Annotated in this window: 16 protein-coding genes and 1 pseudogene; 10 read left to right on the top strand and 7 right to left on the bottom strand. The window is 54.8% G+C overall.

Translation table 11 applies throughout. The annotated features are described in order from the left end of the window. Position 1: 1 nt before the first annotated feature. From E7745_RS03990 to E7745_RS03965, 6 genes are all read right to left on the bottom strand, one after another. Positions 2-2,317, bottom strand: a complete 2,316-nt coding sequence (locus E7745_RS03990; RefSeq protein WP_136408351.1) for a C10 family peptidase — start codon at positions 2,315-2,317, stop codon at positions 2-4. Between the two features lie 35 nt (positions 2,318-2,352). Next, on the bottom strand, positions 2,353-4,701 hold the full coding sequence (locus E7745_RS03985; RefSeq protein ID WP_136408350.1) for a C10 family peptidase: 2,349 nt from the start codon (positions 4,699-4,701) through the stop codon (positions 2,353-2,355). Positions 4,702-4,906: 205 nt separating this feature from the next. After that, positions 4,907-5,455, bottom strand: a complete 549-nt coding sequence (locus E7745_RS03980) for a hypothetical protein (protein ID WP_136408349.1) — start codon at positions 5,453-5,455, stop codon at positions 4,907-4,909. A 316-nt stretch (positions 5,456-5,771) separates the two neighbouring features. After that, complete coding sequence (locus tag E7745_RS03975) at positions 5,772-8,207, bottom strand: thiol protease/hemagglutinin PrtT (RefSeq protein ID WP_136408348.1); 2,436 nt, start codon at positions 8,205-8,207, stop codon at positions 5,772-5,774. Between the two features lie 27 nt (positions 8,208-8,234). Beyond that, entirely contained in the window at positions 8,235-10,406 is a 2,172-nt protein-coding gene (locus E7745_RS03970) for a glycoside hydrolase family 97 protein (protein WP_136408347.1), read from the bottom strand. A gap of 197 nt (positions 10,407-10,603) precedes the next feature. Then, positions 10,604-11,518 (bottom strand): glutaminase, encoded by a 915-nt coding sequence (locus E7745_RS03965; protein ID WP_136408346.1) that lies wholly within the window; start codon positions 11,516-11,518, stop codon positions 10,604-10,606. Positions 11,519-11,578: 60 nt separating this feature from the next. Here E7745_RS03965 and ruvX point away from each other — a divergent pair, with 60 nt between their 5' ends. The 5 genes from ruvX (at position 11,579) to E7745_RS03940 (ending at position 15,246) form a co-directional block, all read left to right on the top strand. Next, a complete protein-coding gene (ruvX, locus tag E7745_RS03960) occupies positions 11,579-11,995 on the top strand; it encodes a Holliday junction resolvase RuvX (protein WP_107031134.1) in 417 nt (138 codons plus the stop codon). A gap of 94 nt (positions 11,996-12,089) precedes the next feature. Then, on the top strand, positions 12,090-12,653 hold the full coding sequence (gene def / locus E7745_RS03955) for a peptide deformylase (protein ID WP_123398182.1): 564 nt from the start codon (positions 12,090-12,092) through the stop codon (positions 12,651-12,653). A 45-nt stretch (positions 12,654-12,698) separates the two neighbouring features. Then, positions 12,699-14,384: an energy-dependent translational throttle protein EttA gene (gene ettA, locus E7745_RS03950; RefSeq protein ID WP_107031132.1), complete on the top strand. Its 1,686-nt coding sequence runs from the start codon at positions 12,699-12,701 to the stop codon at positions 14,382-14,384. Positions 14,385-14,502: 118 nt separating this feature from the next. Continuing rightward, the gene (locus E7745_RS03945; protein ID WP_123398180.1) at positions 14,503-14,985 is read left to right on the top strand and encodes an META domain-containing protein; all 483 of its coding nucleotides are present in this window, start codon (positions 14,503-14,505) and stop codon (positions 14,983-14,985) included. Between the two features lie 27 nt (positions 14,986-15,012). Further along, positions 15,013-15,246: a hypothetical protein gene (locus E7745_RS03940; protein WP_107031130.1), complete on the top strand. Its 234-nt coding sequence runs from the start codon at positions 15,013-15,015 to the stop codon at positions 15,244-15,246. Positions 15,247-15,380: 134 nt separating this feature from the next. Here E7745_RS03940 and E7745_RS03935 read toward each other — a convergent pair whose 3' ends face one another. Continuing rightward, positions 15,381-17,048: a nucleoside kinase gene (locus E7745_RS03935; protein WP_123398179.1), complete on the bottom strand. Its 1,668-nt coding sequence runs from the start codon at positions 17,046-17,048 to the stop codon at positions 15,381-15,383. A gap of 283 nt (positions 17,049-17,331) precedes the next feature. Here E7745_RS03935 and E7745_RS03930 point away from each other — a divergent pair, with 283 nt between their 5' ends. The 5 genes and pseudogenes from E7745_RS03930 to E7745_RS03910 all read left to right on the top strand — a co-directional run bounded on the left by E7745_RS03930 (position 17,332) and on the right by E7745_RS03910 (position 26,765). Next, a complete protein-coding gene (locus E7745_RS03930) occupies positions 17,332-18,537 on the top strand; it encodes a clostripain-related cysteine peptidase (RefSeq protein ID WP_136408345.1) in 1,206 nt (401 codons plus the stop codon). 52 nt (positions 18,538-18,589) lie between these two features. Next, on the top strand, positions 18,590-19,519 hold the full coding sequence (locus E7745_RS03925; protein ID WP_205746912.1) for a mechanosensitive ion channel family protein: 930 nt from the start codon (positions 18,590-18,592) through the stop codon (positions 19,517-19,519). 200 nt (positions 19,520-19,719) lie between these two features. Next, a pseudogene (recJ, locus tag E7745_RS03920) lies at positions 19,720-21,440 on the top strand (single-stranded-DNA-specific exonuclease RecJ). Positions 21,441-21,443: 3 nt separating this feature from the next. Beyond that, a complete protein-coding gene (locus E7745_RS03915) occupies positions 21,444-23,348 on the top strand; it encodes an ATP-dependent DNA helicase RecQ (RefSeq protein ID WP_136408344.1) in 1,905 nt (634 codons plus the stop codon). Between the two features lie 264 nt (positions 23,349-23,612). Further along, a complete protein-coding gene (locus E7745_RS03910) occupies positions 23,613-26,765 on the top strand; it encodes a TonB-dependent receptor (protein WP_107031124.1) in 3,153 nt (1,050 codons plus the stop codon). Positions 26,766-26,772: the final 7 nt, after the last annotated feature.

Here is a 26,772-nt window from a genome sequence, read left to right as displayed (position 1 = left end):
GTCATTTTACAAGAATTTTGGTCACTTCCGGGCCCTGACGGCGGATGTAGATGCCTGGAGCAAGGTTTTCACCGCTGACCGGCATGCCCTGAAGGTTGAAATACTCGGCAGGGACTTCGGTATCGGCCCCGATTCCGTCAATGCCGCTGGTGTCGCCAAGTATGAAATAAGCGGAGGCCGTTTTGCCGACAGTAGAAGTGCCTGACTGGCGTTCGGCTCTCACAATATGCTGCTGACCGGGGAGAACCATATAGCTTGGCAGCGAAACAGTGTAGCTGATGACCGCGGTCTGGCCTCCGGTGACGAACACCGGCACCCGTCTGTCGGTGTTGAGCGGAGTGATGCTGCGACTGATTTTCACCGTCATGTATTCGTCGATCAGGCCGGAGATACCTTTGACCGTGATATTGAACTTGAGATTCTGCGGATCTACGGCTGACACAACCTCGACGGCAGTGATCTGATATTCCCCTTCAGGGATCTCGTCGGTGATGGTCACCCGGCAGGTGGCTATCGTCTCGAAACCGAGCTGCAGAGCCAGAGTGTATTCGCCCGGAGCGATGTTGAAGCCCGCGCTGACGAAGTCGAAGTCACAGCCCTCGTCAGAAAATTTAATGTTCAGTTCGGTGCTGTAGGCAATGATCTCGCCTGATGGGGAGAGAAGGCGCACACCTATGTAGCGTTCGGTATCGCCTACGCCGCCAACGAATTTCGCGGTTCCGGTGACTCTGAAACGTTTGCCATTATAGATGAGATTGTTGACGTTGGCACAAAGATTTTCAACTTCCAGAGAAGCCGTCTGGTGAAGTTCGGCCTTGTTGACGCCTCCTTCGCGGGTGTAGATCACATAATCAGGATAGCCGGGAGCCGAAGCGAAGACATGTTCCTCGCCATCAAACTCAACGGCGGGGTAGATGTGATATGTCCCGTCTTCCAACGACTCAGGAATGTTACATTCGATCATCGACTCATAGTAGGGAGGATAGAATTCCGTACCTGCCGAGGGGATCGAAGCCGTGCATGATGTCAGATATTTTTCCTCACCGTTTACTTCAGCGAAGATACGGAATTTGAAAGTGGCGTTAACCATGTAGGGCGAAAGGTTGCTGAATGTGCCGAACATTGACAGCAGCGAGCCGGAGACAAAGGTCTCGGTGATACCCTGAGACGCATAGAAGGTGTAGCGGCGCTTGGCCGGCGAGTCATTGCCGGCGGGCTTTACACCGAGGAGAACACCCTGGCCGTTGTTGAAGCCGCCTGTGCCGCCGCCGACCCCTGTCGATCCGGGGTTAAGCGCGTCAAGAAGATAATAGCCATCGCTCAGACCGCCCCAGCCCCAGTTGAAGTGGTAGAATCCGTCGCCACGGTAGCCGTCGCAGACAAAGCAGTGTCCGACACTGCCGGATCCCCACCAGAGCACCGGACCACAGGTTTTCAGGTTTTCATAGATCATATTGTCCCAGGCGGCAGAAGAGTACATCTCGCGCGGTTCATTGTGGAGTCCGGCGTCATATTTGAAATAGTTCACCAGCGCACCGCCCACTTTCGCGCCGAAAGAGCCTGAGGCGGAGGTGCCGTAGCTCATACTGACGGAATAGCCGCAGGCCTGCATCAGCTTGGCCACAGCGTTGGCCTGTTCTTTGGTGTGGCTGTCGCGGTAATCGTCAATCATGAGATCCCACTGGAACTCGTAGTTGCTGAAATCTTCGCTCAGAGTGACAACGGACGTGCCGTTGTGCCACTGATAGGAGATCATGGCATCTTCCGCCCCCTTGTCAGGCCAGTTGTGATATTTCATGACCTCGGCCATAGCAGTGGCCACACAGCCGGTGACAGTTCTCGCCGATCCAATCATAGGGCAGAGGTCATTGTAGGGTCCTTCCTGGTTCCACATTGTTGTCATCAGCGGACCGATCGGCTCATGATCAGGAATGGCGGCACGCGAATAAGGCGCATGGCCTTCGGCTGAGGCACGGAGAATCTGCTCCTTGTTGAGTTCAAGCCAGAAACGCAGGTTTTCGGGGAGGTTGTCAGGATCGAGGCGGCCGTTGTCGCTGTAGCCTATCACGGGTGCTGCGACATCGTCGGCCGAGAGTATCATGTAGCCCTTGTCGGAACGGTTGAACACGTAGATGGCCGGAGCCTCGTCTGATCCGAGAGTCATGACCAGTTCCGGCGAGCCGCCGGAGCGTGAGACCGGCATCACGGCCTCAGCCGTAGCCCTGTCAAGGGCCTCCGAGGGGCTCAGAGTGCGGGCCGAGGCTACGGGGGCGGCCATGACGGCGGCCAGCGATATGAATAAGAATGATTTTCTCATCGGTTTATCTTTTGGGGATTTTTTTTTCAGTCGGTTTATTTCACTATCACTTTCGAGACTTTCGAACCCTGACGGCGGATGTAAATGCCGGGGACAAGATCTGCCGCATCGACGCGCAGGCCTCGGAGGTTGAAATACTCAACCTTGGCATTGACATCGGCGCCGATGCCTGGGATGCCGCTGGTGTCACCGATGGTGATGGGAACGTCAGGTAAATCGTAGACCGGCTTCATGCCGCCGGGGAAAGAATATCGTTCATAACATACATTGGCCGTATAAGCTTCGCCCGCCACTGCATCGGGAATCGAGAGGGTGGCGTTGAGAGTGACTGTATTTCCGGCAGACACATAAAGATCTTTCATTAATCTTGTGACAGTATTGCCGGCCGCATCCTTGATCTCGAAATAGAGTTTATCCTGAGCAATACCGCCCAGACCGGACACTGTGGCTGTCATATGGACAGCTGCCGGATCGACAGCCGCGGGATTGTCCACTTCAAAGCTATTGATCTTATATTCACCATAAACATACGGGCTCACAGTGGTCTTGCAGGATGCCACGATCCGGTATTCGTAAGTTATATCATCCATATAGACCAGCGCGAATGTATAGTCGCCGGGCTTGACGGTTGTTCTGAACCATGAGCTGATGAATTCAAAGGGTTCGCCCTCAGGAGTGAAGGTGATGTTGGCACCTTCGGCGGTCACAAGCACTTTGCCTTCATCATCGAGAAGCGCGGCAAGAAGATAGAGGCTTGTCTCGGCTTCGCCTGTGAAGCGGGCTGTGCCCGACACCTTGAACTGGCTGCTGACAAAGAGATCGCCGTTGGTGCTCAGGTTTTCGATTACCTTCTCGCCTACCGATGGCACTGTGGCGGTGTTCTGATACTGGTTGGTTCCGGTCTTGGTGCGGGTGTAGATAATATAGTCGGCCTCTGATACCGGTGTGCGGAACACGTATTCCTTGCCGTCGACACGGATGCCGGGATATATGCGGTAGGTGCCCTCGCCGAGCACTGAGTTCGAGATCGACCCCATCAGCGTGACCTGATCGAGCTCAGGTCCGAAATCGGTGAATGACGACGGGGTGAAGAAATCATCGACAGTGGCCACATGCTTCGAGCCGTCTTCGCTGTAGATCATATAGACGGCGTTTCCGTTGACCTTGTAGGGCGAGCGGTTCTTGAATATGCCCTGGATGGTCAGGTAAGTTCCCTGGACCTTAAGGTCAGAAAAGCTGGAGCAAGTGAACGTATAGACCGGTTCAGGCCTGAGTCCGTCAGAAGGCTTGGCACCGAAAAGCGCACCCTGGGCATTGTTATAGCCGCCTGTGCCTCCGCCTGTACCCACGAATGACGGATTCAGAGCGTCAAGCAGGAAGTAGCCGTTGCTGTTGCCTGACCAACCCCAGTTGAAGTGGAAATAACCATCGGGACGATAGCCGTCGCAGACAAAACAGTGTGCCACGCTGCCCGAACCCCAGTAGACCATCGGGCCGCAGTCTCTAAGGTTGTCATAGACCATCTGCTCCCATCGGGCCGAGGAGTAAAGCTCGCGGGGCTCATTGTGGAGACCGCCGTCATAGTCGAAATATGTCACAAGCGCCCGGCCCACAACTTCATTGAACGCGGCGGATGCCACAGGACTGTAGCCCATTTCGACCGAATATCCGCAGGCCTTCATCAGATTGGCCACGGCATCTGACTGAGCTGAATTATAGGCTGTGAAATAGCTGTCAAGCATATTGTTCCAGTCAAAGCTGAAGTTGCTGAAATCGGCGCTCAGAGTCGGGGTGTCGGCAGGGCCTCCGCGCCATTTGTATGAGAAGTTGGCGTTCGCACCTGCCTGAGCCGGCCAGTTGAAGTATTTCATGACCTGAGCCATCGCAGTGGCCACACAGCCGGTGTAGGTGGCACGGCCTGATACCTTTGGACAGAGCTTGTTGTAAGGCGCCCCCTGGTCCCAGGTGGTCTTTACCATCGGGGCAATCTCTTCGCGGTCAGGAGTCTCGGATGCAAGATATGGCCCGGCACCGTCAGCCGAAGCCGCAAGAATCTGCCGGCTGCAGTTGTCAAGCCATCCTTTCATGTTTTCCGGCAGATTGGCAGGATCAATGGCTCCGCTGTCACTGTAGCCTATGACCGGGGCGGCGACATCGTCAGCCGCAACAATCATCCATCCGCCTTCCGGACGGTTGAACACGTATAATGACGGAGCGTCCGCTGTCCCTACGGTCATGACCGGGGTCTGGGCCGAAGCTCTTGACGAGCGCAATGCGGGCTGGTTGGTCACTCGTCCCAATGCTTCTGCAGGACTAAGGCTACGGGCTGTCGCCGACATGCCGGACATGAGGGCCAATGACAGGAACAATACTGTTTTACGCATAAAAATGTGAAGAATTTAGCAGGGTGTGATTAGTTTATCTGATTGAACTGAGCTTAGGAGTGTCAGCAGACAAGGATTTTCTTATTCTCATACTTTTCATACATCCTATACACCTTAATATATAATGTATGTCAGTTACTTTCTTTTCTTTTTTCATGGTCCCCAATGTCTCAATACCCGTTCTGATACCTGAAAGATCCGGCCGTCAGCTTCCGCGGTCTCTCTGCGGCAGACTGAAAACCAGACGGCAGTCCGGCAATCCGGCCGCTATGAGGCTGTCGCATCTGGCGGCCGCATCCGGAGTGCCGGCAGGAAATGGCATCTGATAGATTTCCGTCACCCGCGCACCCGGAATAATGGCTTCCATTATTTCAGCAGGCGACGGAGCAGACTCCATCGCGGCATATTCCCGATAGGTCCAGCGGGTGAAAGCCGTATTGCCGGAAACACCGCGCCGGTCAAGCAGAAAGCCGTCTGAAAGTCTGACCGGAGCGGCTCCTGCAAGATCTGACGGGGCCGGATATGACACCAGCCTGCGGTGACGGCTGTCAAGAGTGACAGGCACCCGGTCGGCATAGTCTCCGTCGGTCTTATAGATCCGAGCCATCGCAACAGCGTTGACCGTGGGTGCGGGCAGCGGTTTCGCCCCTATGACCGCAGGCTGTGACTGAGGCGCTGAAACCGCTGCCTGCTCCTTGTGAGAGGAACAAGCTGCCAGGGAGATGGAGAGTATTGGCAGGAGCAGTTGTTTCATACGCGAAAAAGTCACCCTCCAAAGTTACGTAATATACTCTTATCAACCAACTCCCTGCGACTGTTTTAATATACATATTTTTGAAAATCTTCTTACTTTTTCACGATTTTGGCCGAAATGGGGCCTGAATCGGTCTCATTCCGGCTTATGTACATGCCTGGATTAAGAAACACCCTCCAAATTTTAAAGGATGCCCTGGCTGAGAATTTCAATCTCGCCGGGCATCCTTCTGAAGGTGCTATATATCTGTCACTATTGTGTATGGGAGAGAGCATTACCGGGGCCTGCACGAAGCCGCCGGCATCCTCTCCGGATTCTATTTCTTTATGACCTTGACAGTGCGGACGCCGTCAGCTGTCAGCACTCTTGCTATGTAAAGGCCTGAGGGGAGAGCCGAGAGGTCGACGCGGGCTGTCTGACCGTCAATCTCTGTCTGCGCGCCGGTAAGTTTGCCTGACAGCGAGTAGAGGTCCACGCGGCTGATTTCAGCCGAAGCAGAAATCACGGTGTGATCTACTGCCGGATTGGGCGAGAGGGTAACTGCATTCGCGCCATCGGCTATGACATCGGCAATTCCGCTGCGTTCGCCGATTGTAAATGACAGATATTTACCAGACGAAATAAAGCTGTTGCCGTTATAGAGACCCACGTCCACGAGCTCTCCGGCGCTGAAGCCCGTCAGACTTCCGCTGATGACAAATGACTGAGTGTCGCCGGCGTTCATCATAAGCAGAGGAGAATTGAGCTGAGCCGAGGCATACTGGTCATTCTCGCCGAAGAAAGCCGCGCAGATCCGTCCGGCCAGATAGCCTGACTGACATTTCAGAGTCACGTTTATGACAACGTTGTCAGGATCAACCGCAGAGGCATTTTCCACGTTCCAGCCTACAACCTGCAGCGATGGAGTTCCGGGGTTGCTGCTTACGGTGACACTGATCTGATCGGAAATCACCTTGTAACCCGAACCGGACTTATAGCCCATTGCGAATTTATAGGCTCCGGGGGTTACTGAGATTTCATCGCCGTTGTCATTGACAAACCATTCGCTAAAATAGTCAAACGGCTCACCGGCTACGGAGAATAGCTGGTTGAGTTCGCAACCGTGGCCCAGAACTGTTCCGTTATCTCTGAGCAGAAGTCCATAGACAGGCATTGTAGCTTCCATGTCTACCGAAAATTTTGCCAGTCCGGTAGCCCGGAAGCCACAGCCGGAATACATCTGCCGGGAGGCTGTCAGCCCTGTAACCGAGTAGTTGCCCAAAGAGGGTGTGGACACCGAATAATTCGAACCGCTGCGCGACAGCTGCACATAGCCCGGCTGGGAGATAGAACACTGATAAGGATAAACGGTCGATCCGATCTTGAACACCGGATAGATACGATAGGTTCCGTCGCTTATACCAAGAAATGAAAGCGGAATGGAAACAGACGGATAATATGAACCGGGATAATAATCCGGCACAGTATAACGGTCTACAATCTTTATATCCTTGCCGTTCTGATCGGTAATTCTTAAAGACACATAACCTGAAACCTCATCAATCGAGAAGTTGGCAAAATCTCCGTAGAGCACAAAATTAGACCCGCTGATTTCAGCTGAGATATTTCCGAGAGCTACGAATTTGATATCATGGACAGATGTGGTCGAAGTGGCGGGGCGGATGCCTATGAGAATTTCCTGACCGCTGTTGTAGCCTGAAGTGCTGCCTCCGGCTCCCTGCTGGTCTGGGTCAAGCGCATTGAGAAGGAAATAGCCGTCGCTCATGCCTGACCAGCCCCAGTTGATATGGAAATAGCCGTTGCCCCGATAGCCGTCACAGACAAAGCAGTGGCCGCTCTCTCTGTTGCTGCCTGAATAGAGCACCGGGCCGTCGGTCTGCAGGCTGTTGTAGATCATAGTCTCCCAGTCGGCAAGAGTATAGCAATGACGCAGTTCGTTGCGAAGACGGCCGTCATATTTGAAATAGTTGGCCAGTGCGCCTCCTACAGCCGCACTTGAAGCGCCTGAGGCAGAAGGGCCGTAGTCCATTCTGACAGAATAACCGCAGGCCTGCATGAGTTTGGCCACTGCTTCCTGCTGAGTTCTCGTTGAAGAAACGGCGGAATAGTCCGGGAGCATGTTGGACCAGTCAAAAGCATAGTTTCCGAAACTTGCCGTCAGCGTTTTGCTTTCCCACGTGTAAGAAAAATTCGCATTTGATGCCGCCTTGTCAGGCCAGTTGTGATATTTCATTACCTGGGCCATAGCCGTGGCCACGCAACCGGTGTAGGTCGGATATTCCTTGCCTTTGTACTCGTAGATGGGACAATAATTATTGTAAGGCTCACCCTGGTCCCACTTGGTCTGAAGCAGAGGGCCGATAGGGTCTCGGTCTTCGCGGGCAGTGACCTCATACGAGCCGGCATTTTCCGCTGCCGCAGCCCTGATCTGGGCGCTGTACTCCTCAAGCCACCAACGCATCGACGGTGACATCTTTTCAGGATCGAATATCCCGGTGTCGCTGTAGCCGAGCACGGGCGCCGCCACATCATCGGCCGATACTATCAGATAGCCCGACTCATTGGGTGTGAACACATAGACAGCCGGGGTGTCATCTGCTCCGATGGTCATTACAGGTTCAAGCACTGAATGACCACGGCTTGTGCCTGTCGCAGCGGCCTGTGATGATTTCGCAGCACGGGCGAGCGCCTCGGCGGGAGTGAGTGTGCGGGCTCCGGCAGTGCTTGCAGCCAAGGCTGCCAGAGCTAACATCAGATACGTTTTTTTCTTCAACTTCAATTAGCGTTTTAGCGGTTTTATAGATATGGCATAGCCACCGCCGGCAATGGCGCCGAGTGTCAGTTTCGACTTTGAGGTGACTGTCTTGCGGGTAATATCATAGCGGGTCTGGCCGTCAACGGTGTTTGCGTCAGGGGCCTCGGCATAGATCGTGGCTTCATATTTCCGTCCCGGATCGAGAAACGACAGGCTGATGGTGCTCTTGCGGTCGGCGGTGCCGGCGGTAGATCCTACATACCATTCATCGGAGTTCTTGTCTTTGCGGGCCACTGTCACATATTCCATCGGCTCGGCTTCAAGATAGACCGAACGCTCCCATTCAACAGGCACATCTTTGATGAACTGGAATGCGTCCATATGCTTTTCATAATGTTCAGGAAGGTCGGCGGCCATCTGGAGGGGGCTGTACATGGTGACGTAGAGCGCCAGCTGGCCGGGAATGGTCGAGGCGATCTTTGAATTGTTGTTAGGAGTGAACGTTGACAGGTCAAACTCGAAAATGCCGGGAGTGTAGTCCATCGGGCCTCCCTGCAGACGGGTGAAAGGCAGGATCGAGGTGTGCCATTTCTCATTGCCGCCCATAGCCTGATACTCTGTTCCGCGGGCGCTTTCGTTGCCGATGAGGTTGGGATAAGTGCGGGCCAGACCTGTAGGACGGCTTGCCTCGTGGGCGTTGACCATTATCTTATGATCGGCGGCCTTGCGGACGGCATAGAGGTAGTGGTTGTTGAGCCACTGTGAGTAGTGATATTCGCCGCGGGGAATGATGTTGCCTACATAACCGCTCTTGACGGCATTGTAGCCGTAGTCGTTCATCAGCTTGTAGGCCTGGTCGAGATGGCGCTCGTAGTTGCGCACCGATGCCGAGGTTTCGTGGTGCATCATCAGCCGCACGCCCTTTGACCGGGCATAGTCGGTGAGATATTTCAGATCGAAATCAGGATAGGGGGTGACAAAGTCAAAGACATAGTCTTTCGACTGGCCGAACCAGTCTTCCCATCCTTCGTTCCAGCCCTCTACGAGCACCTGGTCAAAACCATGATCGGCAGCGAAGTCGATGTAACGCTTGACCTTGGCGGTGTTGGCGCTGTGGCGCCCGTTGGGACGGGTCTTTGAGTAGTCTGTCTCGCCGAGCTTCACGGAGTAGACGTCATCAGTATAGTTCCAGGTACCGGCTCCGGTGATCATCTCCCACCAGACGCCGATGTATTTGACCGGCTTGATCCAGCTGACATCTTCATAGGCTGTCGGATCATTGAGATTGTAGATCAGCCGCGAGGCGAGGATGTCACGCGCGTCATCGACTATCATCACCGAGCGCCAGGGACTTTTGGCCGGGGTCTGCATGTAGCCTTTGCGGCCCTGATTGTCGGGGGTGAGCCATGAGGAGAATGTCATGGTTGTGTCGTTGAGGTTAAGGTGCATTGTCGGATAGTCGACAGTGGCGGCCTCATGGATGTTCAGATAGATGCCGTCGTCTGTCTTGAGCTGGAGCGCAGTCTGGACGCCTGTGGGAGAGAAAGGCGTGGTCGAGGCATTGTCCGGATTGATTTTGGAGGGGAAAAGGCCGCGGATCTCGCTCAGGCGCGACCGGGTGTAGTTATACTCCTGGGTGTCATAGTCGCCGGGAATCCAGTAGGCGGTATGGTCACCGGTCATTGCAAACTCCGTTGCTTCTTCGGCTATTACGAAATAGTTGAGATTTGGCTGTCCGGGGAATTCATACCGGAAACCGATTCCGTCGTCATAGGCTCGGAAGCGTATCTCCATAGAGCGGTCAAAAGCCGGCTGACGCAGGCTGACGGTCATTTCATTGTAGTGGTCGCGGATTTCCGACTCTTCGCCCCAGACAGGCTGCCACACGGTGTCGACACTGTCGCGGCTCACTCCGGCAAGCTCGAAGCCGTCTTTGAGCGAAAGAGCGTCGGCTCCGGCCTTTTTGCCCTGTTGCTCGAAGCTGTTGCGTCCCGACTCGCTCGACAGGTCAAAGCCGAGACCCGACGGGGCGATCACCTGCTTGCCTTTGAAGTCGACAAAGTAGGTTGGACGTCCGTCACGGATCTCAAACGTCAGCGCGATGTCGCCGTCAGGCGATTTCAGCACTTCATCTGCTTTTGATGTCCCTGCAGCCATCAGGCCGAGAGCGAGAGAGAGGACTATGTGATGTCTCATAATTGAAATTTGATGTAAGGAATAAAATGTGATAAGTAAGTATGACATATAGAGTTGCAAACTTACAAAATTTTCCTTTCATTATCAATTTTTCACACCACTTTCCTCGGATAGTCAAAAAGAAATTCGTTCAAATCGTCATCAGCACATTTGAACGGTTTTATATCGGAGTCCTCAAGGTGACAGACGGGCGGCTGTCAGAAGATTGATTCGTGGGTGTAGGAGGTAAGCAGCTCCAGAGCTTTCATGCCCATCACGGAGTTGCCTTTTTCGTTGAGGCGCGGGCTCCAGGTGGCCACGGAATAGCGTCCGGGATAGACGGCTGCTATGCCGCCGCCGACTCCGCTCTTGCCGGGAAGTCCGACCAGATAGGAATATTCACCGGCATCGTTGTAGAATCCGCAGGTCTGCATGATGGCGTTGATGCGCTTTACCTGCGAATAGGTCAGGCTGACGCCGCCGAAGGAGAATTCCCGGTTGCGGTCGGCAAAGGGCAGAAACGATTGGGCCAGCTGACGGCAGTCCATCTTGACGGAACACTGCAGGAAGTAGAAGCGCAACACGTCCTCGATGTCGTTTTGCAGATTGCCGTAATACTTGAGCATGTTGGCAATGGCGGCGTTAACATAGCCCGTAGTCCTCTCCGAAGCCGCTACCTCGCGGTCATATTCTACGGTGGGATCGCCGGAGATACGGCGTATGAAGTCTATATATTCACCCTCCGGATCGGAGAGTTCCGAAAGGAGCACGTCGGCCACAACGATTGCACCGGCATTGATGAACGGATTGCGCGGAATGCCGTGGTCGAGTTCAAGCTGTATCAGCGAGTTGAAAGCCGAGCCCGACGGCTCTTTGCCCACTCTCTCCCAAAGAGCCTCGCCTTTGAGCGAAAGGGCCATAGAGAGTGAGAAGACTTTGGTGACACTCTGGATAGAAAAGCGCTCACCGACATCACCCAGCTCGGCTCCGCCACCATCGGTGGTGAGAAGGCAGATGCCGAAACGGTCAGGATTGACTCTCGCAAGCGCCGGTATGTAGGAGGCCTGCTGTCCTACGGTGCGGAGCGGCTCAACTTCGACCGCTATCTCTGTCAGGATTCTATTATAGTCCATGATGATCTGGTGGGATTTGACATGCAAATGTACAATATTTTTATTATCTTTGCAGTCATTATGGGACGATTACTTGCTATTGACTACGGGCGCAAACGCTGCGGACTGGCTGTGACCGACGTGTTGCAGATCGTGGCCACGGCGCTTGACACTGTGCCCTCGGCCCAGCTGATAACCTATGTCAAGGCCTATGTCAGCCGCGAGCCGGTCGATGAAATCATTGTCGGACTCCCCAAAACCCTGGGCGGGGAGCCGTCAGAGTCGATGCGCTATATCACTCCGGCCATCAACCGCCTGCGCAAGGAGCTGCCGGGAGTGGAGATCCGCTTTTTCGACGAACGCTTCACCTCGACCCTTGCCCACCGCGCCATGCTCGATGCCGGAGTCAAGAAAAGCGACCGCCGCGACAAAGGCGCCATAGACCGCATGGCGGCCGTCATAATCCTCAACGGCTATCTCGAATCACGCCGGATCTGACCGCCGCACAGGAAGCAGAGCCGCCCACCCACAGGCCGGCGCCTCCCCCCTCCTTGCCAATCATCCAGGAATAATCAAAAAAACAGATATATCAATGCGCTTACCAGTCTATCTTTACGGCCATCCGGTGCTCCGCAAGACAGCGGCCCCGATAAGCCGGGACTATCCTGAGCTCAAAGAGCTTATAGAGAACATGTTCACCACCATGTATGCCAGTGAAGGCGTAGGCCTTGCCGCTCCACAGATCGGTCGCTCTGACAGAATCGTTGTGATCGATGCCGACCCCGTCAAAGATTCATTCCCCGAATGCGAGGGCCGCAAATTCGTGCTCATCAACCCGGAGATCGAGGTGCTTGACGGAGAAGCCGTCAGCCGCGGCGAAGGCTGCCTCAGCCTGCCGGGACTTTCGGAAAACGTCAGCCGCGTGGAAAACATCCGCCTGCGCTGGGTCGACGAAAACTTCGAACCGCATGAAGAAGTGATCACCGGCTTCCTGGCCCGCATAGTCCAGCATGAGTGCGACCACCTCGAAGGCAAACTATACATCGACCACATTTCGATGATCCGCAAGCAGCTGATCAAAGGAAAACTCAACAACATCATAGCCGGAAAGACCCGCTGCGATTATCCCGCCAAATATGCACCCAAAAAGCGCTGAATCCTAATATCCTGAATTTCAACAAGCATCAACAACCATCCAATCATGGCTGACGACAAAAAAGTTATATTCTCGATGGTAGGAGTCTCCAAGACCTACCCTCCCCAGAAGCAGGTGTTGAAAAACATCTATCTCTCATTCTTCTACGGTGCCAAGATCGGCATCATCGGTCTGAACGGCTCCGGTAAGTCTTCGCTGCTGAAAATCATAGCAGGCATTGACAAGAGCTATCAGGGCGAAGTTGTCTTCTCGCCCGGCTACTCCGTGGGCTATCTCGAACAGGACCCTCAGCTCGACCCTGAGAAAACTGTCATCGAGGTTGTGCGCGAAGGTGTGCAGCCCATCATGGACCTCCTTGCTGAATTTGACAAGGTCAATGAATCGTTCGGCGACCCCGATGTGCTCGAAGACCCCGATAAGATGGACGCCCTGCTCGCCCGTCAGGCCGAACTTCAGGACAAACTCGATGCCGCCGACGCCTGGAACATCGACTCCAAGCTCGAACGTGCTATGGATGCCCTGCAATGTCCCCCCGACGACCAGAGCGTGACCACCCTCTCAGGAGGCGAACGCCGTCGCGTGGCCCTCTGCCGCCTGCTGCTCCAGCAGCCCGACATCCTGCTGCTCGACGAGCCCACCAACCACCTCGATGCCGAATCGATCGACTGGCTCGAACAGCACCTCCAGCAATATCCCGGCACCGTGATAGCCATCACCCACGACCGCTACTTCCTCGACCACGTGGCAGGATGGATCCTCGAACTTGACCGCGGCGAAGGAATTCCCTGGAAAGGCAACTACTCTTCATGGCTCGACCAGAAGACCAAGCGCATGGCCCAGGAAGAAAAGCAGGCAAGCAAGCGCCGCAAGACCCTCGAACGCGAACTCGAATGGGTACGCATGGCCCCCAAGGCTCGTCAGGCCAAAGGCAAAGCCCGTCTGTCGAGCTACGACCGCCTCCTCAACGAAGACCAGAAGGAACGCGAGGAACGTCTCGAAATCTTCATCCCCAACGGCCCGCGCCTCGGCAGCAAGGTCATCGACGTGCAGGGCTTCTCGAAAGCCTTCGGCAAGAAGCAGCTGTTCAAAGACCTGAGCTTCTCGCTCCCCCAGGGCGGCATTGTAGGCGTGATCGGCCCGAACGGCGCCGGAAAAACCACCCTCTTCCGCCTCATCATGGGCCAGGAGACTCCTGACGCAGGCTCGTTTGAAGTGGGCGAGACCGTAAAGATCGCCTATGTCGACCAGACCCACCACGACCTTCTGCCCGAAAAGAGCGTCTATGAAGTGATTTCGCAGGGAGTGGAAAGCTTCCGCATGGGTGGCCGCGACGTCAACGCCCGCGCCTACCTGTCGCGCTTCAACTTCACCGGAGCCGACCAGGAAAAGAAAATCGGAGTGCTCTCAGGCGGCGAGCGCAACCGCCTGCACCTCGCTATGGCTCTCAAGGAGGAAGGCAACGTTATCCTGCTCGACGAACCTACCAATGACATCGACGTGAACACCCTTCGCGCTCTCGAAGAAGGCCTGGAGGACTTTGCCGGCTGCGCCGTGGTTGTCAGCCACGACCGCTGGTTCCTCGACCGCATCTGCACCCACATCCTCTCGTTTGAAGGCGACGGCAATGTAGTGTTCTACGAAGGCTCCTACTCAGACTACGAAGAGTTCAAGAAAGCCCACAACGATGGCAAGGAACCCCCGCGCCGCCGCTACCGCAAGCTCATGGACTGATAAACATCGGTATCTACCACCTATTTATATTATATAGAATCATTTTGCGGTCTCTCTGCATGGATACAAAATGTCAGGAGACCGCAATTTTGCATAAACCGTAAAAGGTTGTTTAAATATGAAAATTCAAATCAAAATTTCGCTAATGGCATTGGCAGCCCTCAGCGCGGCATCATGCACAGGCAACAAAAACGGACAGACCGCCACAAGTGACTGTCAGTCACAGGACGTAGCTGCATATGCCGATCTCAAAGGACGGTGGAATATTGAAAACATAGTTTTCTCCGATTCCGACTATGTCCGTCCCTCCGAAGAAGTGCCCGGATCACACCAATATATAGTATTTGAAGACAGCACATACTTTATCCAGACCAACTGCAACACCGTTTCCGGTCCTTATATGATCAAGGGCGACTCCATAGTCCTCGGTGACGGCGCCATGACAGAAAAGGCCTGCGACAACATGGCGACAGAAGACGCACTCCGAAAAATCCTTCCGAATATCGCCACCCTATATATTGGAAACGATTCAACAGCCCGCCTCAACAGCCGCAACCCATCAGAGTACATCGTTCTGCACAAAGCCGCCGCTCAGAAATAAAAGCCGTTTGATTTTGAAGAGTTACTTATGATCCGTATAGGCCGATATGAACTTGGATTCGCTCCGCTGTCGATGATCATTGTCTTCATCGTGCTCTCAGCCTGCGCTGTGGCCGCGGCTTTCCATCAGGCAAGGCCCGAATGGCCAATGCCATTGCCGTCCATTATCATCATCAACGAGGGGATGGCCCTGCTGGCTACCATTGCCTACGGCATATTCGTTCACTTCGCTATTGAAATAATCAACAGGCTCAGAAAATAGACAGACAACTGTTTGTCATAAATAATATCGCCGGCCCCGCATTATCGCATCTGATAACGGGGCCGGCGATTGTATCTTTGCAGTGTCTCATCCCGAAAAGAGGCAGGCAGCCCCGCTCCAGGAAAAAATGCGGTCTAATAATGGAACGAACTGCCGCCAAGAAATTCACGCAGCAGAGAGTTTGGCGGAATCATGTTGGAAGGAATGGACGAGAAGCATGACAAAAACTTGCGCAGACGGTGAGCCTCGGCATATTCCGGCAGATCACGGGGCACATTACGCAACACCCTCTCAGCCTCGTCACGCATTACCCCTAACTCGAACAGCAGCGAGGAATTGAACATCGAATCGGCATTTTCCTGATAAGGAAAAATCCACTGCTCTTCCCCCCGGCGCACACTCGGCCAGCGGCGTATGGTGTCGAGAGCACTCGTACCGCGATACTTGTAGTCGCGGATAATGCGCCGCAGCAGGCGGTTGTCAGTGGTCGACACCCAATTGTGGTCATCAATGGCGAGTGTGGTCAGCGCAGAGACATAGATGCGGTATTTCATCTCAGGCACCACATCGCGAGTCAGTTCCGGATTCAGGCCGTGGATACCCTCGATCAGCAATATCGAATGCGAGTCAAGGGCTATGCTCTCATTGCGGTATTCACGCTCGCCGCGCTCGAAATTATAATAGGGCATTTCGATGCGCTCGCCACGGATCAGACGGTTCAGATGGTCGTTGAACAGTTCAAGATCGAGAGCAAAGAGCGACTCATAGTCATAATCGCCGCTCTGGTCACGCGGAGTGCGGTTGCGGTCTACGAAATAGTTGTCAAGCGAGATCATCACCGGGTTCAGCAGATTGGTCAGCAGCTGCACCGCCAGACGCTTGGTGAAAGTAGTCTTGCCTGACGACGACGGACCGGCAATAAGCACCACCCGCGCACCCCCTTCATGATATCGCTCCGTGATGCGGTCGGCTATGGCGCCGATATACTTGGTATGAAGAGCCTCGGCCACATTGATCATCATCGACGTGCCCGCTCCGGCCACCACTGAATTGACATCGCCCGCATCGCGTATGCCAATGATGGAGTTGAACTTAAGATAGTCGGTAAAGGCCCTGTAGAGCTTGGGCTGGGCAAGCGGAGTGGCCGGGCGCGAGTCATCAGCCGGATCCGGTCCAAGCAGCAGAAGCCCCTTCTCATAGGGCACGAGATCAAACACCTGAAGCATTCCGGTGCGAGGCACCAGATTGCCGTTATAGCAGTCACAGACACCATCGAGACGATAGTAGACCGTGTACAGTTCATGGAGACTCTCAAGCAGTTTCACCTTGTCGTCCAGGCCCTGGCGGCGCATGATCTCTATAACGTCAGGAGTCAGGCGCTCCTTGCGCTCGAACGGCAGATCGCGGTCCACCAGCCTGCGCATCTCCTCTTTTAGAGCCGCAGCCACTTCAGCATCGGCCTTGACTCCTTCGACCCGGCAATAGTATCCGCGCGAAACCGAATGGCTTATCACCAGACGCGCGCCCGGATAGAGCGTCACAAGCGCACGGTAAAGCACCATGCAGAGCGAACGGATGTAGCATCTGTGGCCCGACGGCGACTTCACCGAGAGAAACTCCACCTGCTTGGGCATGAACACCGGGAAAGCAAGATCTTCGGTCTTGTTGTTGACCCGCGCGCAGACAGGAGTGAAAGGAAGCCTGTCACGGATTCCATCATATATCTGATGCAGCGTCTGACCGCCGCTGACAGGAATGTATTCGCCGAGATTGACGCAGTATATCTTCAGTTGGTCGCTCATAATGTGTTGAATTTTAGAAGATTTTTCATTCTTGAATAATTACAGCTTGTGCCCTGGCCTGCCTTGATGGCAAAGATAGCACCATTACATTTCAATCCGGGAGAAGGCCTGATAAAAAATGTTAACAGAAGCCAAAACAATCAGAAATATAGCTCTATATTCCAGCAACGACAGCGGTATTGCTTTTGTTCATTTCAAAAAAAATCCTAAAATCGGGCCGATCACGCCCACGGAATGACATAAATATCGTAATTTCGTTGAAATAAACCAATTGATCACCCCGATGCACCGCTTTCTGCTCAATATTCTCCTCACCTTCTGCTCGTTCTGTCTGCTGAACTCCTGCGGCGAAGCCAACGAGCCCGCGCCCCCCGCACCGCCCTCTCCATCTGAAGAGGTCCACCGGACTGTGCTTGTCTATATGCTGGCCGACAACAACCTCGGCTGGGCAAACAGCTTCGATGCCTATGACCTCGATGAAATGGTCCGCGGAGCCAAAAACGGCGGCCTGAACGGCGGAAGGCTGCTCGTCTATTACAACCGCCCCTATACCAATGACGGCAATCCGCCCCAGCTGATCGAGATAACAGCCCAAGGACAGAAAATACTGAAAACCTACACCGATGATCCCGACCTCTACTCTGTAGAGATCGGACGCATGCGTCAGGTGCTTGCCGACATGAAGGAGCTCGCGCCAGCCGAAGACTACGGCATGATTTTCTGGGGCCACGCCACGGCCTGGATGACCCACCCCGAAGACATGGACCAATCAAAAGCCTCACGCTCATACGGAACCGACCGCGACAAATGGATGAGCCTCTCCTCACTCGGCAAAGCCCTCGAAGGAGAAAAATTCTCATTCCTATACTTCGACTGCTGCCTGATGGGCACCGTAGAAATCGCATATGAACTGCGCGCTCTGACACCCGTGATAGTCGGCTCGCCGACAGAAGTCGAAGGCGAAGGCATGCCCTATCATCTGAACATTCCGGCATTTTTCGCCGACGGCACCCCAGACCTGGTCGGCGCCGCCACCAACACATTCACCTATCTGAAAGAAAAAGGCCTGCGCTCACAGATGGTGGTGGTCGACACATCCGCTCTCGAAGGACTTGCCGAGGCCTCGCGCGGCATCTTCGCCACTCTCACATCCTATCCCGCGGAACTCACACAGGTACAGGCCCTGTCACAAAGCTTCAACCCCTTCGACCCCGTCTTCCACTCCACACGCCCAGTCTACGACATGGAGGACTACATGAAGAAAATCTCCCAAAACACCCCCGCCCTGCTCGCCGCATGGCAGGATGCCTTTGACCGCTGCATCCTCTACAAGGCCCACACCGACCGCGACTTCACCGGCATAGCCGTCAGAACCTACGGCGGCCTCGGATCGTTTATAATCAAACGGCCCGAAGAGACCGCCTACCGCGGCTATGACAAGACCCTCTGGTGGAAAGATGTAGTCTCGACAGCCCCGGTCTTCAACTGACACCGGCAAATAACCCCGCAGAACATCCATATAGTAATAGTTATCAGAAAAAATGTTTCAACTCGACATCATTCCGACTGACACAATCCCAACCGTTGCCCAGGAGAGCAGCGCAATCAAAAACATCTCCTTCGATCAGCTGATCGACACACTCATCAGCGACATGGTCCACTTTGCCATCTCACTGACCATCGCCATACTCGTATTCTACGCAGGCAAATACATCATCCGCAAACTCTACAATTTCGTCTACGGCATACTCCACCGGCGGCAGGTCGAAGCCTCGCTGAGCACCTTCGTGCTATCGCTCGTCAGAATCGTGCTCTACTTCATCCTGATCGTCACCGTCATAGGCATCCTCGGCATAGAGACAAGCTCCTTTCTCGCCCTCTTCGCCTCGGCAGGCGTAGCCATAGGCATGGCCCTGAGCGGCACCCTCCAGAACTTTGCCGGCGGAGTGCTCATACTCCTGCTCAAGCCATTCAAGGTCGGCGACTACATCGAAGCCCAGGGCTTTGCCGGAACCGTCACCCGCATAGAAATCTTCAACACCATAATCTGCACCCCTGACAACAAATCGATCATCATACCCAACGGCGGCCTCTCCACCGGAAGCATCAACAACTACTCCATCCAGCCCTACCGCCGAGTGGACTGGACCGTAGGCATCTCCTACGGCGAAAGCGTAGACCGGGCCCGCACCCTGCTCCTCGACCTGCTCCGAAAAGACCCCCGCATCCTCTGGGAAGAAAAAACCGGAATGCCGTCAGTCAAAGCCCCCGTCGTAGTTGTGGCCGAACTGGCCGACTCATCAGTCAACCTCAGCGTGCGCGCATGGGTAGCCAGCGCCGACTACTGGGGAGTCTACTTTGACCACAACGAAGAATTCTACAACGCCATCACAGCCGCCCCCGGCCTTTCCTTCCCCTTCCCGCAGCTCGATGTACACATGACAGCCGCCCCGCAGGAACCCCGCCACTGAACACCCCGTCCATTCCATCTTACTTGCATCACGGGCCCGTTTAAAAACGAATGCTAAAGGATAAATAACATTTCTTATGACAATTTATCCAATTATTCTGCGTACTTTTGCAATTAATAGGGTCGAAGTGCCTTATCTCTTGCAATGATCGCGCACCTCCCCTCTCCGCCTTCTTTTGAAATAAAAAAGAAACAACATAAATGACAAGTAAATGGAATTACTGTCCCCTTACATCCGACGAACAACAAGTGGAGTCCGACCTGGCCAAAAGCTATGCCGGAGTGCCGCCCGTTAGCGAGCTGCTTGTGCAACGGGGCATTTCCTCGGTCAGAGAGGCGGAGAAATTTTTCCACCCCTCGCTGAAGGATCTGCATGACCCGTTTCTCATGCCCGACATGGACAAGGCCGTCCACCGGCTAAACCGTGCTATGGGGGCTAAGGAGCAGATTATGGTCTACGGTGACTATGATGTAGACGGAACCACAGCAGTGGCCCTCGTCTACAAATATCTCCGTAACTTCTACTCCCATATCGACTACTATATCCCGACGCGCAACGAAGACGGATATGGCATCTCGAAAGCCACCATCGACATGGCCGCCCGTCAAGGGGTCAAACTTTTTATCATCCTCGATTGCGGAATCAAAGCAACCGAAGAGATCGAGTATGCCCGTTCTCTGGGCATAGACTTTATTATCTGCGACCATCATGTGCCCGACGAGAAACTCCCGCCGGCGGTTGCCATCCTCAACCCGAAACTGGATGGGAGCACCTATCCATGTCCCCACCTCTCAGGCTGCGGCGTGGGCTATAAGCTCATGCAGGCTTTCGCCATATCAAACGGACTGGGCAACACCGAACTGGAAGGGCTTCTCGACCTCGTGGCTGTGTCAATCGCCGCAGACATCGTACCGATGGTAGGCGAAAACCGCATCCTCACATACCACGGACTCAAAAGGCTCAACTCCAACCCCAACATGGGGCTGAGAGCCATAATCCGTATCTGCGGCCTCGGAAACCGAGAAATCACAATCAGCGACGTCATCTTCAAGATCGGCCCGCGCATCAACGCCTCCGGACGCATGCAGAGCGGAAAGGAAGCCGTTGACCTGCTCGTGGCCCGCGATGTGGCCGATGCCTACACCCGCGCAAAGGAGATAGACCGCTACAACCAGGACCGCAAGGAACTCGACAAACAGATAACCGAGGAAGCCAATACGATTCTCGAAGAGCGCGGAGAGATGACCTCAGACCAGAAGTCGATAGTAATCTACAACAAAAACTGGCACAAGGGCATCATCGGCATCGTAGCCTCGCGACTGACCGAGCTCTACTACAAGCCATCGGTGGTCCTCACCTACTCCAACGGACTGGCCACAGGCTCATCGCGCTCGGTGCAGGGCTTCGACGTCTACAAAGCCGTGGAATCAGTGCGCGACCTGCTTGAGAACTTCGGCGGCCACACCTACGCCGTAGGCCTCTCGCTCAAGGAAGAGAACATAGCGGAGTTCACACGCCGTTTCGAGCAGTTTGTCAGCGACAACATACGCCCCGACCAGCTAACCCCCAGCTCGATATCGACGCCTACCTGACATTCGCCGAGATCACCCCCGAATTCCTATCCCTGCTCAAACAGTTCAACCCCTTCGGTCCGGGCAACAGCAAACCGGTGTTCTGTACACGCGGAGTGACTGACTTCGGCACCTCGAAACTCGTAGGGCGCCACAGCGAGCACATAAAACTCGAACTCGTTGACAGCACCTGCGGAAAAGTCATGAACGGCATAGTCTTCAACAGCGCCGCCAGCTTCGACCACATCCATTCGGGCAAACCCTTCAGCATCTGCTACACCATCGAGGAAAACAAACACAAGGGAGGTTCCGCCATACAGCTCTTCGTCAAGGAAATCCATCCCGAATAGCCGATGCCGCTTTCAGTACTGAAAAAATACTGGGGCTATGACGCATTCCGCCCCCTCCAGCGCGAGATCATAGACTCAGTGCTGGAGGGGCGCGACACTCTCGGCCTGCTCCCCACCGGAGGAGGAAAGTCGATCACCTTCCAGGTGCCGGCCATGCTCCTTCCGGGCCTCACCGTAGTGGTCACTCCGCTCATCTCACTGATGAAAGACCAGGTAGACAACCTGCGCCAGCGCGACATCAGAGCCGTCCACTTCCACTCCGGGCTGACCCGGCGCGAAACCGAGCTGAACCTCACCCGCTGCCGCCTCGGCAAAGCCAAACTCGCCTACCTCTCGCCAGAACGTCTTCAGAACGACAGCTTCATGGCCGAACTCCGGGCCATGACAGTCAGCCTCATCGTGGTCGACGAAGCCCACTGCATCTCTCAGTGGGGCTACGACTTCCGCCCATCCTACCTCAAGGTAGTGCGCCTGCGCGAGATCGTAGGCGAAGAAGTCCCCATCCTCGCGCTCACAGCCTCGGCCACCCCTGAAGTCACAGCCGACATCATGCGCGCCCTCCGCTTCAGAGAGCCCAAAGTCTATGCCCGCAGCTTCACCCGCGACAACCTCTCCTACATAGTCCGCTATGCCGACTTCAAGGAGAACACCCTTCTGCGTGTGCTCCGCGCCACCACCGGCTGCGGCATAGTTTACGTACGCTCCCGCCGCCGCTGCCGCGAGATAGCCGATCTGCTCAGACGCGAAGGCATCAGCGCCGAATTCTACCACGCCGGCCTCGATCCGGAAGAAAAAGATCTGCGGCAGAACCTCTGGAAAGAAGACAGCGTCCGCATAATGGTGGCCACCAACGCCTTCGGCATGGGCATCGACAAACCCGACGTGCGCACCGTGGTGCACTACGACCTCCCCTCATCTCTTGAAGAATACTATCAGGAAGCGGGAAGAGCCGGACGCGACGGCCGCGAGTCATTCGCCGTGGTCATAGCATCGCCCAGAGACAAAGCCACCCTCAGCCGCCGCCTGAGCGAAAGCTTCCCCGACAAGGAATTCATACGCCACATCTACGAACTGGCCGGAAACTTCCTCGGCGTAGCCGTAGGCGAAGGCTACGGAATGCTCTATGAATTCAACTTCGACCTCTTCTGCCGCACCTACTCCCTGCCACCCGCGCCGACAAGGAGCGCGCTGACTCTTCTGAGCCGCGCAGGCTACTTCGAATACATCGACGAGACCACCTCGCGCTCGCGCCTAATGGTAATCATGCGCAAAGACCAGCTCTACGACCTTGAGCTCACGCCCGATGCCGAAGAAGTGTTCCAGTGCGTGCTGCGCAACTACACGGGGCTCTTCGCCGACTACGTCTACATCAGCGAGCTTGTCATAGCCCGCTCCACCTGCCTCTCGTCAGAGCGGGTCTACCAGGCGCTGCTTTACCTCGGACGCATCCATGCCGTCCACTACGTGCCGCGCCGCACCACACCTTATATATATTACAGCACCTCGCGCGAACTTCCGAAACATGTGATAATGCCCCTGGAAGTCTACGAGCGCCAGTGCGAACGCATGGCCCTGCGTCTCGAAGCCATGAAATCATTCGCATTCAACACCTCGGAATGCCGGGTCAGAGGCATGCTGCGCTATTTCGGCGAAAGCGATGCCCAGGACTGCGGCAAATGCGACGTGTGTCGCAGCCGCCGGAAGAGCGCAGACACACCTGAAACCACCCGCAGCCTGCGCGAAAGCATTGTCTATCAGGCCTCTCGCGAGGGAGGATGCTCTGTCGAAACCATCATCTCCAACTGCCAGGGTCCGCGCGAGCAGACCATACAAACCATCCGCGACCTTGCCGACAAAGGCATTGTCAGGATCGACGGGCACACAGTGATAGCGGCCAAAATACAATAAGCCCCCGAATTTCCAACAATATGGCTTCTCCGGACTGCACAAACCCGATTTTTTACATTTGATTTCAAAATTTGCGTTTTTTATCCTATTTATTATATTTTTTGCCTTCACACCGACTTTTTGACTAAAATTTTCGGTTATTTTTGCTAAAATTTATTTGCAAAATAGATTAATTCCATATCTTTACAGGTAGTTGATTCACTACTGACCAACCAAAGCAAACCAATATTCTTACCTTTAATCCATCAAAACCATTTTCATTTCATGAAGTGCACAGTAACCTATCTCAGGTCCATAGTACTATGGCTCGTCTGCATGACTCCGCTATGGGCCTTCTCCCAGAACATCACAGTGACGGGAACCGTGCAGGATGAAGCGGGCGATCCGCTCATCGGCGCGACAGTGCAACAGAAGGGCTCCGGCAACGGCATAGCAACCGATGTTGACGGCCATTTCAAGTTGAGTCTTCCCAAAAACGCGACACTAGTTGTTTCCTACGTGGGCTACACCACCCAGACAGTAGCAGTTGACGGACGCACAAACCTGACAATCGTCCTTAAGGAAGACTCCGAAGTTCTTGACGAAGTAGTGGTTGTAGGCTACGGACAGATGAAACGCTCCGACCTCACCGGCTCAGTCACCTCCGTAGGCGAAGACGCCGTAAAGAAATCAATCGCCACCAGCGTCGACCAGGTGCTCCAGGGCCGTGCGGCCGGTGTGCAGATCCAGGCCAACTCCGGAACACCCGGCGCCTCGACCTCAATCCGCATCCGCGGTATCAACTCGCTCAACGCCACCAACCAGCCGATCTTCGTGATTGACGGCGTGGTGATCGACTCCACAACTGACGACGAGACCTCCAACCCTCTCAGCTCGATCAACCCCTCTGACATCGTGTCAATGGACATCCTCAAAGACGCATCGGCAACCGCTATATATGGTTCGCGCGCGTCAAACGGTGTGATCATGATCACCACCAAGCGAGGCAAGGCCGGAGAAGCCACCGTCACCTACGACATGTATCTCGGCTGGCAGGAAATGCCCAAGAAATATGACCTGCTCAACCTCCGCGAGTATGCCGAGCACCACAACTACCGTGCGGAATACATCAGCTCCGTTGACCAGAGCGCAGCCTTCATCCGTCCCGACCTGTTGGGCAAGGGCACTGACTGGCAGGACGAACTTTTCCGCAAGGCTTTCATGATGAACCACAGCATCTCAGTGTCAGGCGGCAACGACAGAACCACCTATGCTTTCTCAGGCGGCTATCTCGACCAGGAAGGTATAGCCCACGGCTCAAGCTTCCAGCGCTTCTCACTCCGCTCCAACCTCGACACCCAGATCAAGAGCTGGCTCAGAGGCGGAGTGAACTTCTCGTTCACAGACTCCAAACAGGTTGTAGGCACTGACAACAACACCATCATCAGCGCCCTCATCCAGCAGCCAACAGTCGCAGTCACCTCGCCCGACGGCTCTTTCGACGGACCGGACGACGTCTGGATGCCTGACAACCCCGTCGGCCTCGCCTCCATAATAACAAACAAAAACAAGAAAACCAACTTCCGCTTCAACGGCTATCTCGAAGCAACCCTCTACAAGGGCCTGACCCTCAAGACCGAAATCTCAGGCGACTACAACCTCAACAAATACTACTACTACATGCCGGACTACACCTTCGGCATCAAAACCCAGGACATCCGCACCTCACGCTGGACCAAGACCGACACCAAATACTGGTCATGGCGCAACATTCTCAACTACAACAATACCTTCGCAGGCAAACACAGCATCAACCTCATGGTAGGCCAGGAAGTCTCGAAAAGCTATTGGGAAACACAGGTGGGCACAGCCACAGGATTCCTCAACAACACCACTCCTGACCTCTCGGCAGGCGACATCAGCGCCTCGACCACAACCGGTTCGAGAAACATCAACACCCTCGCCTCATTCTTCGGACGCGCATTCTACTCGTTTGACGACCGCTACCTCCTGACAGCCACCATACGCCGCGACGGCTCGTCGAAGTTTGCCGACGGTGAAAAATGGGGATGGTTCCCCGCCGTGGCCCTCGCCTGGCGCGCATCTCAGGAAAGCTTCCTCCGCGACGTGCAGTGGCTCTACAACGCCAAACTCCGTCTCGGCTGGGGTAAGACCGGTAACCAGAACGTGACTGACTACGCCTACATGGCCCTCCTCGCCAACAAAACCACCCCGTGGGGCGTAGGCGTGCTCACCGGCAACACCGCCAATCCAAAACTCACCTGGGAATCAACCAGCTCCTACAACCTCGGTGTAGACTTCGGAGTACTCCAGAACCGCATCGAACTCGTGGCCGATCTCTACTACAAAAAGACCGACAACCTCCTGCTCCAGCTCCCGCTCCCCGGCTTCCTCGGATCTGCCGGCCACGGCGCAGCCAGCAACCCCTGGGGCAACGTCGGCTCTATCGAAAACAAGGGTATAGAACTCACCCTCAACACAACCAACATCACCAACCGCGACTTCACCTGGACCTCAAACGTGGTCTTCTCGCTCAACCGCAACAAAGTCAAGTCACTTGACACCGCCAACTCCTCGATCGAGAAAACCTATCAGCCAAGCTCTACCAACTACATCGTCACCAAAACAGTAGTAGGCCAGCCCATCGGCCAGTTCTGGGGCTACAAAGTGATAGGCCGCTTCGACAAGCCCGAAGACTTCTACTACCACGACGCCGCAGGCAACCTGCAGCAGGTAGCCATCCCCGAAGGCAACACCATAGCCCAGAGCTCAACCTGGATCGGAGACTACATCTTCGAGGACCGCAACGGCGACGGCAAGATCAACGCCGAAGACTGCACATTCATCGGCAACCCCGAACCCAAATTCACCTGGGGCTTCGGCAACACTTTCAACTACAAAGGCTTCGACCTGAACGTCATGTTCTCAGGCGCCTACGGCAACAAGGCACTCAACCTCACCCGCATGCGCATCGAAGACCCGCGCCAGAACTCCAACATACTGCGCTCGTCGCTCAACTTCGCAAGAGTAGCCGTCATCGACCCCTCGCTGCCTGACAATGACTACCGCAACCTTCAGGTGGTCAATCCCGGATCGACAACACTTCCAGCCCTTCAGCGCACCGATGCCAACGCCAACTTCACACGCATCAGCGACCTGCTCATCGAAGACGCATCCTACATCCGTCTGCAGAACATCTCGTTCGGCTACACACTGCCCCGCCAGCTTGTCAACAAGCTCTACCTCGACAACGTTCGTGTATATTTCAGCGCCCAGAACGTCTACACCTGGACCAAATACAAAGGTCTTGACCCCGAAGTGGGAGCCATGTACGGCGACGCCCTCATGACCGGCGTAGACTACGGCCGCTACCCCTCTCCGCGCATCTACACGTTTGGTCTAAACGTATCATTCTAACCGAAAT

Source organism: Duncaniella sp. C9, assembly GCF_004803935.1.
Classification (GTDB): Bacteria; Bacteroidota; Bacteroidia; order Bacteroidales; family Muribaculaceae; genus Duncaniella; species Duncaniella muris.
This window is presented reverse-complemented; position numbering and strand designations above follow the sequence as displayed.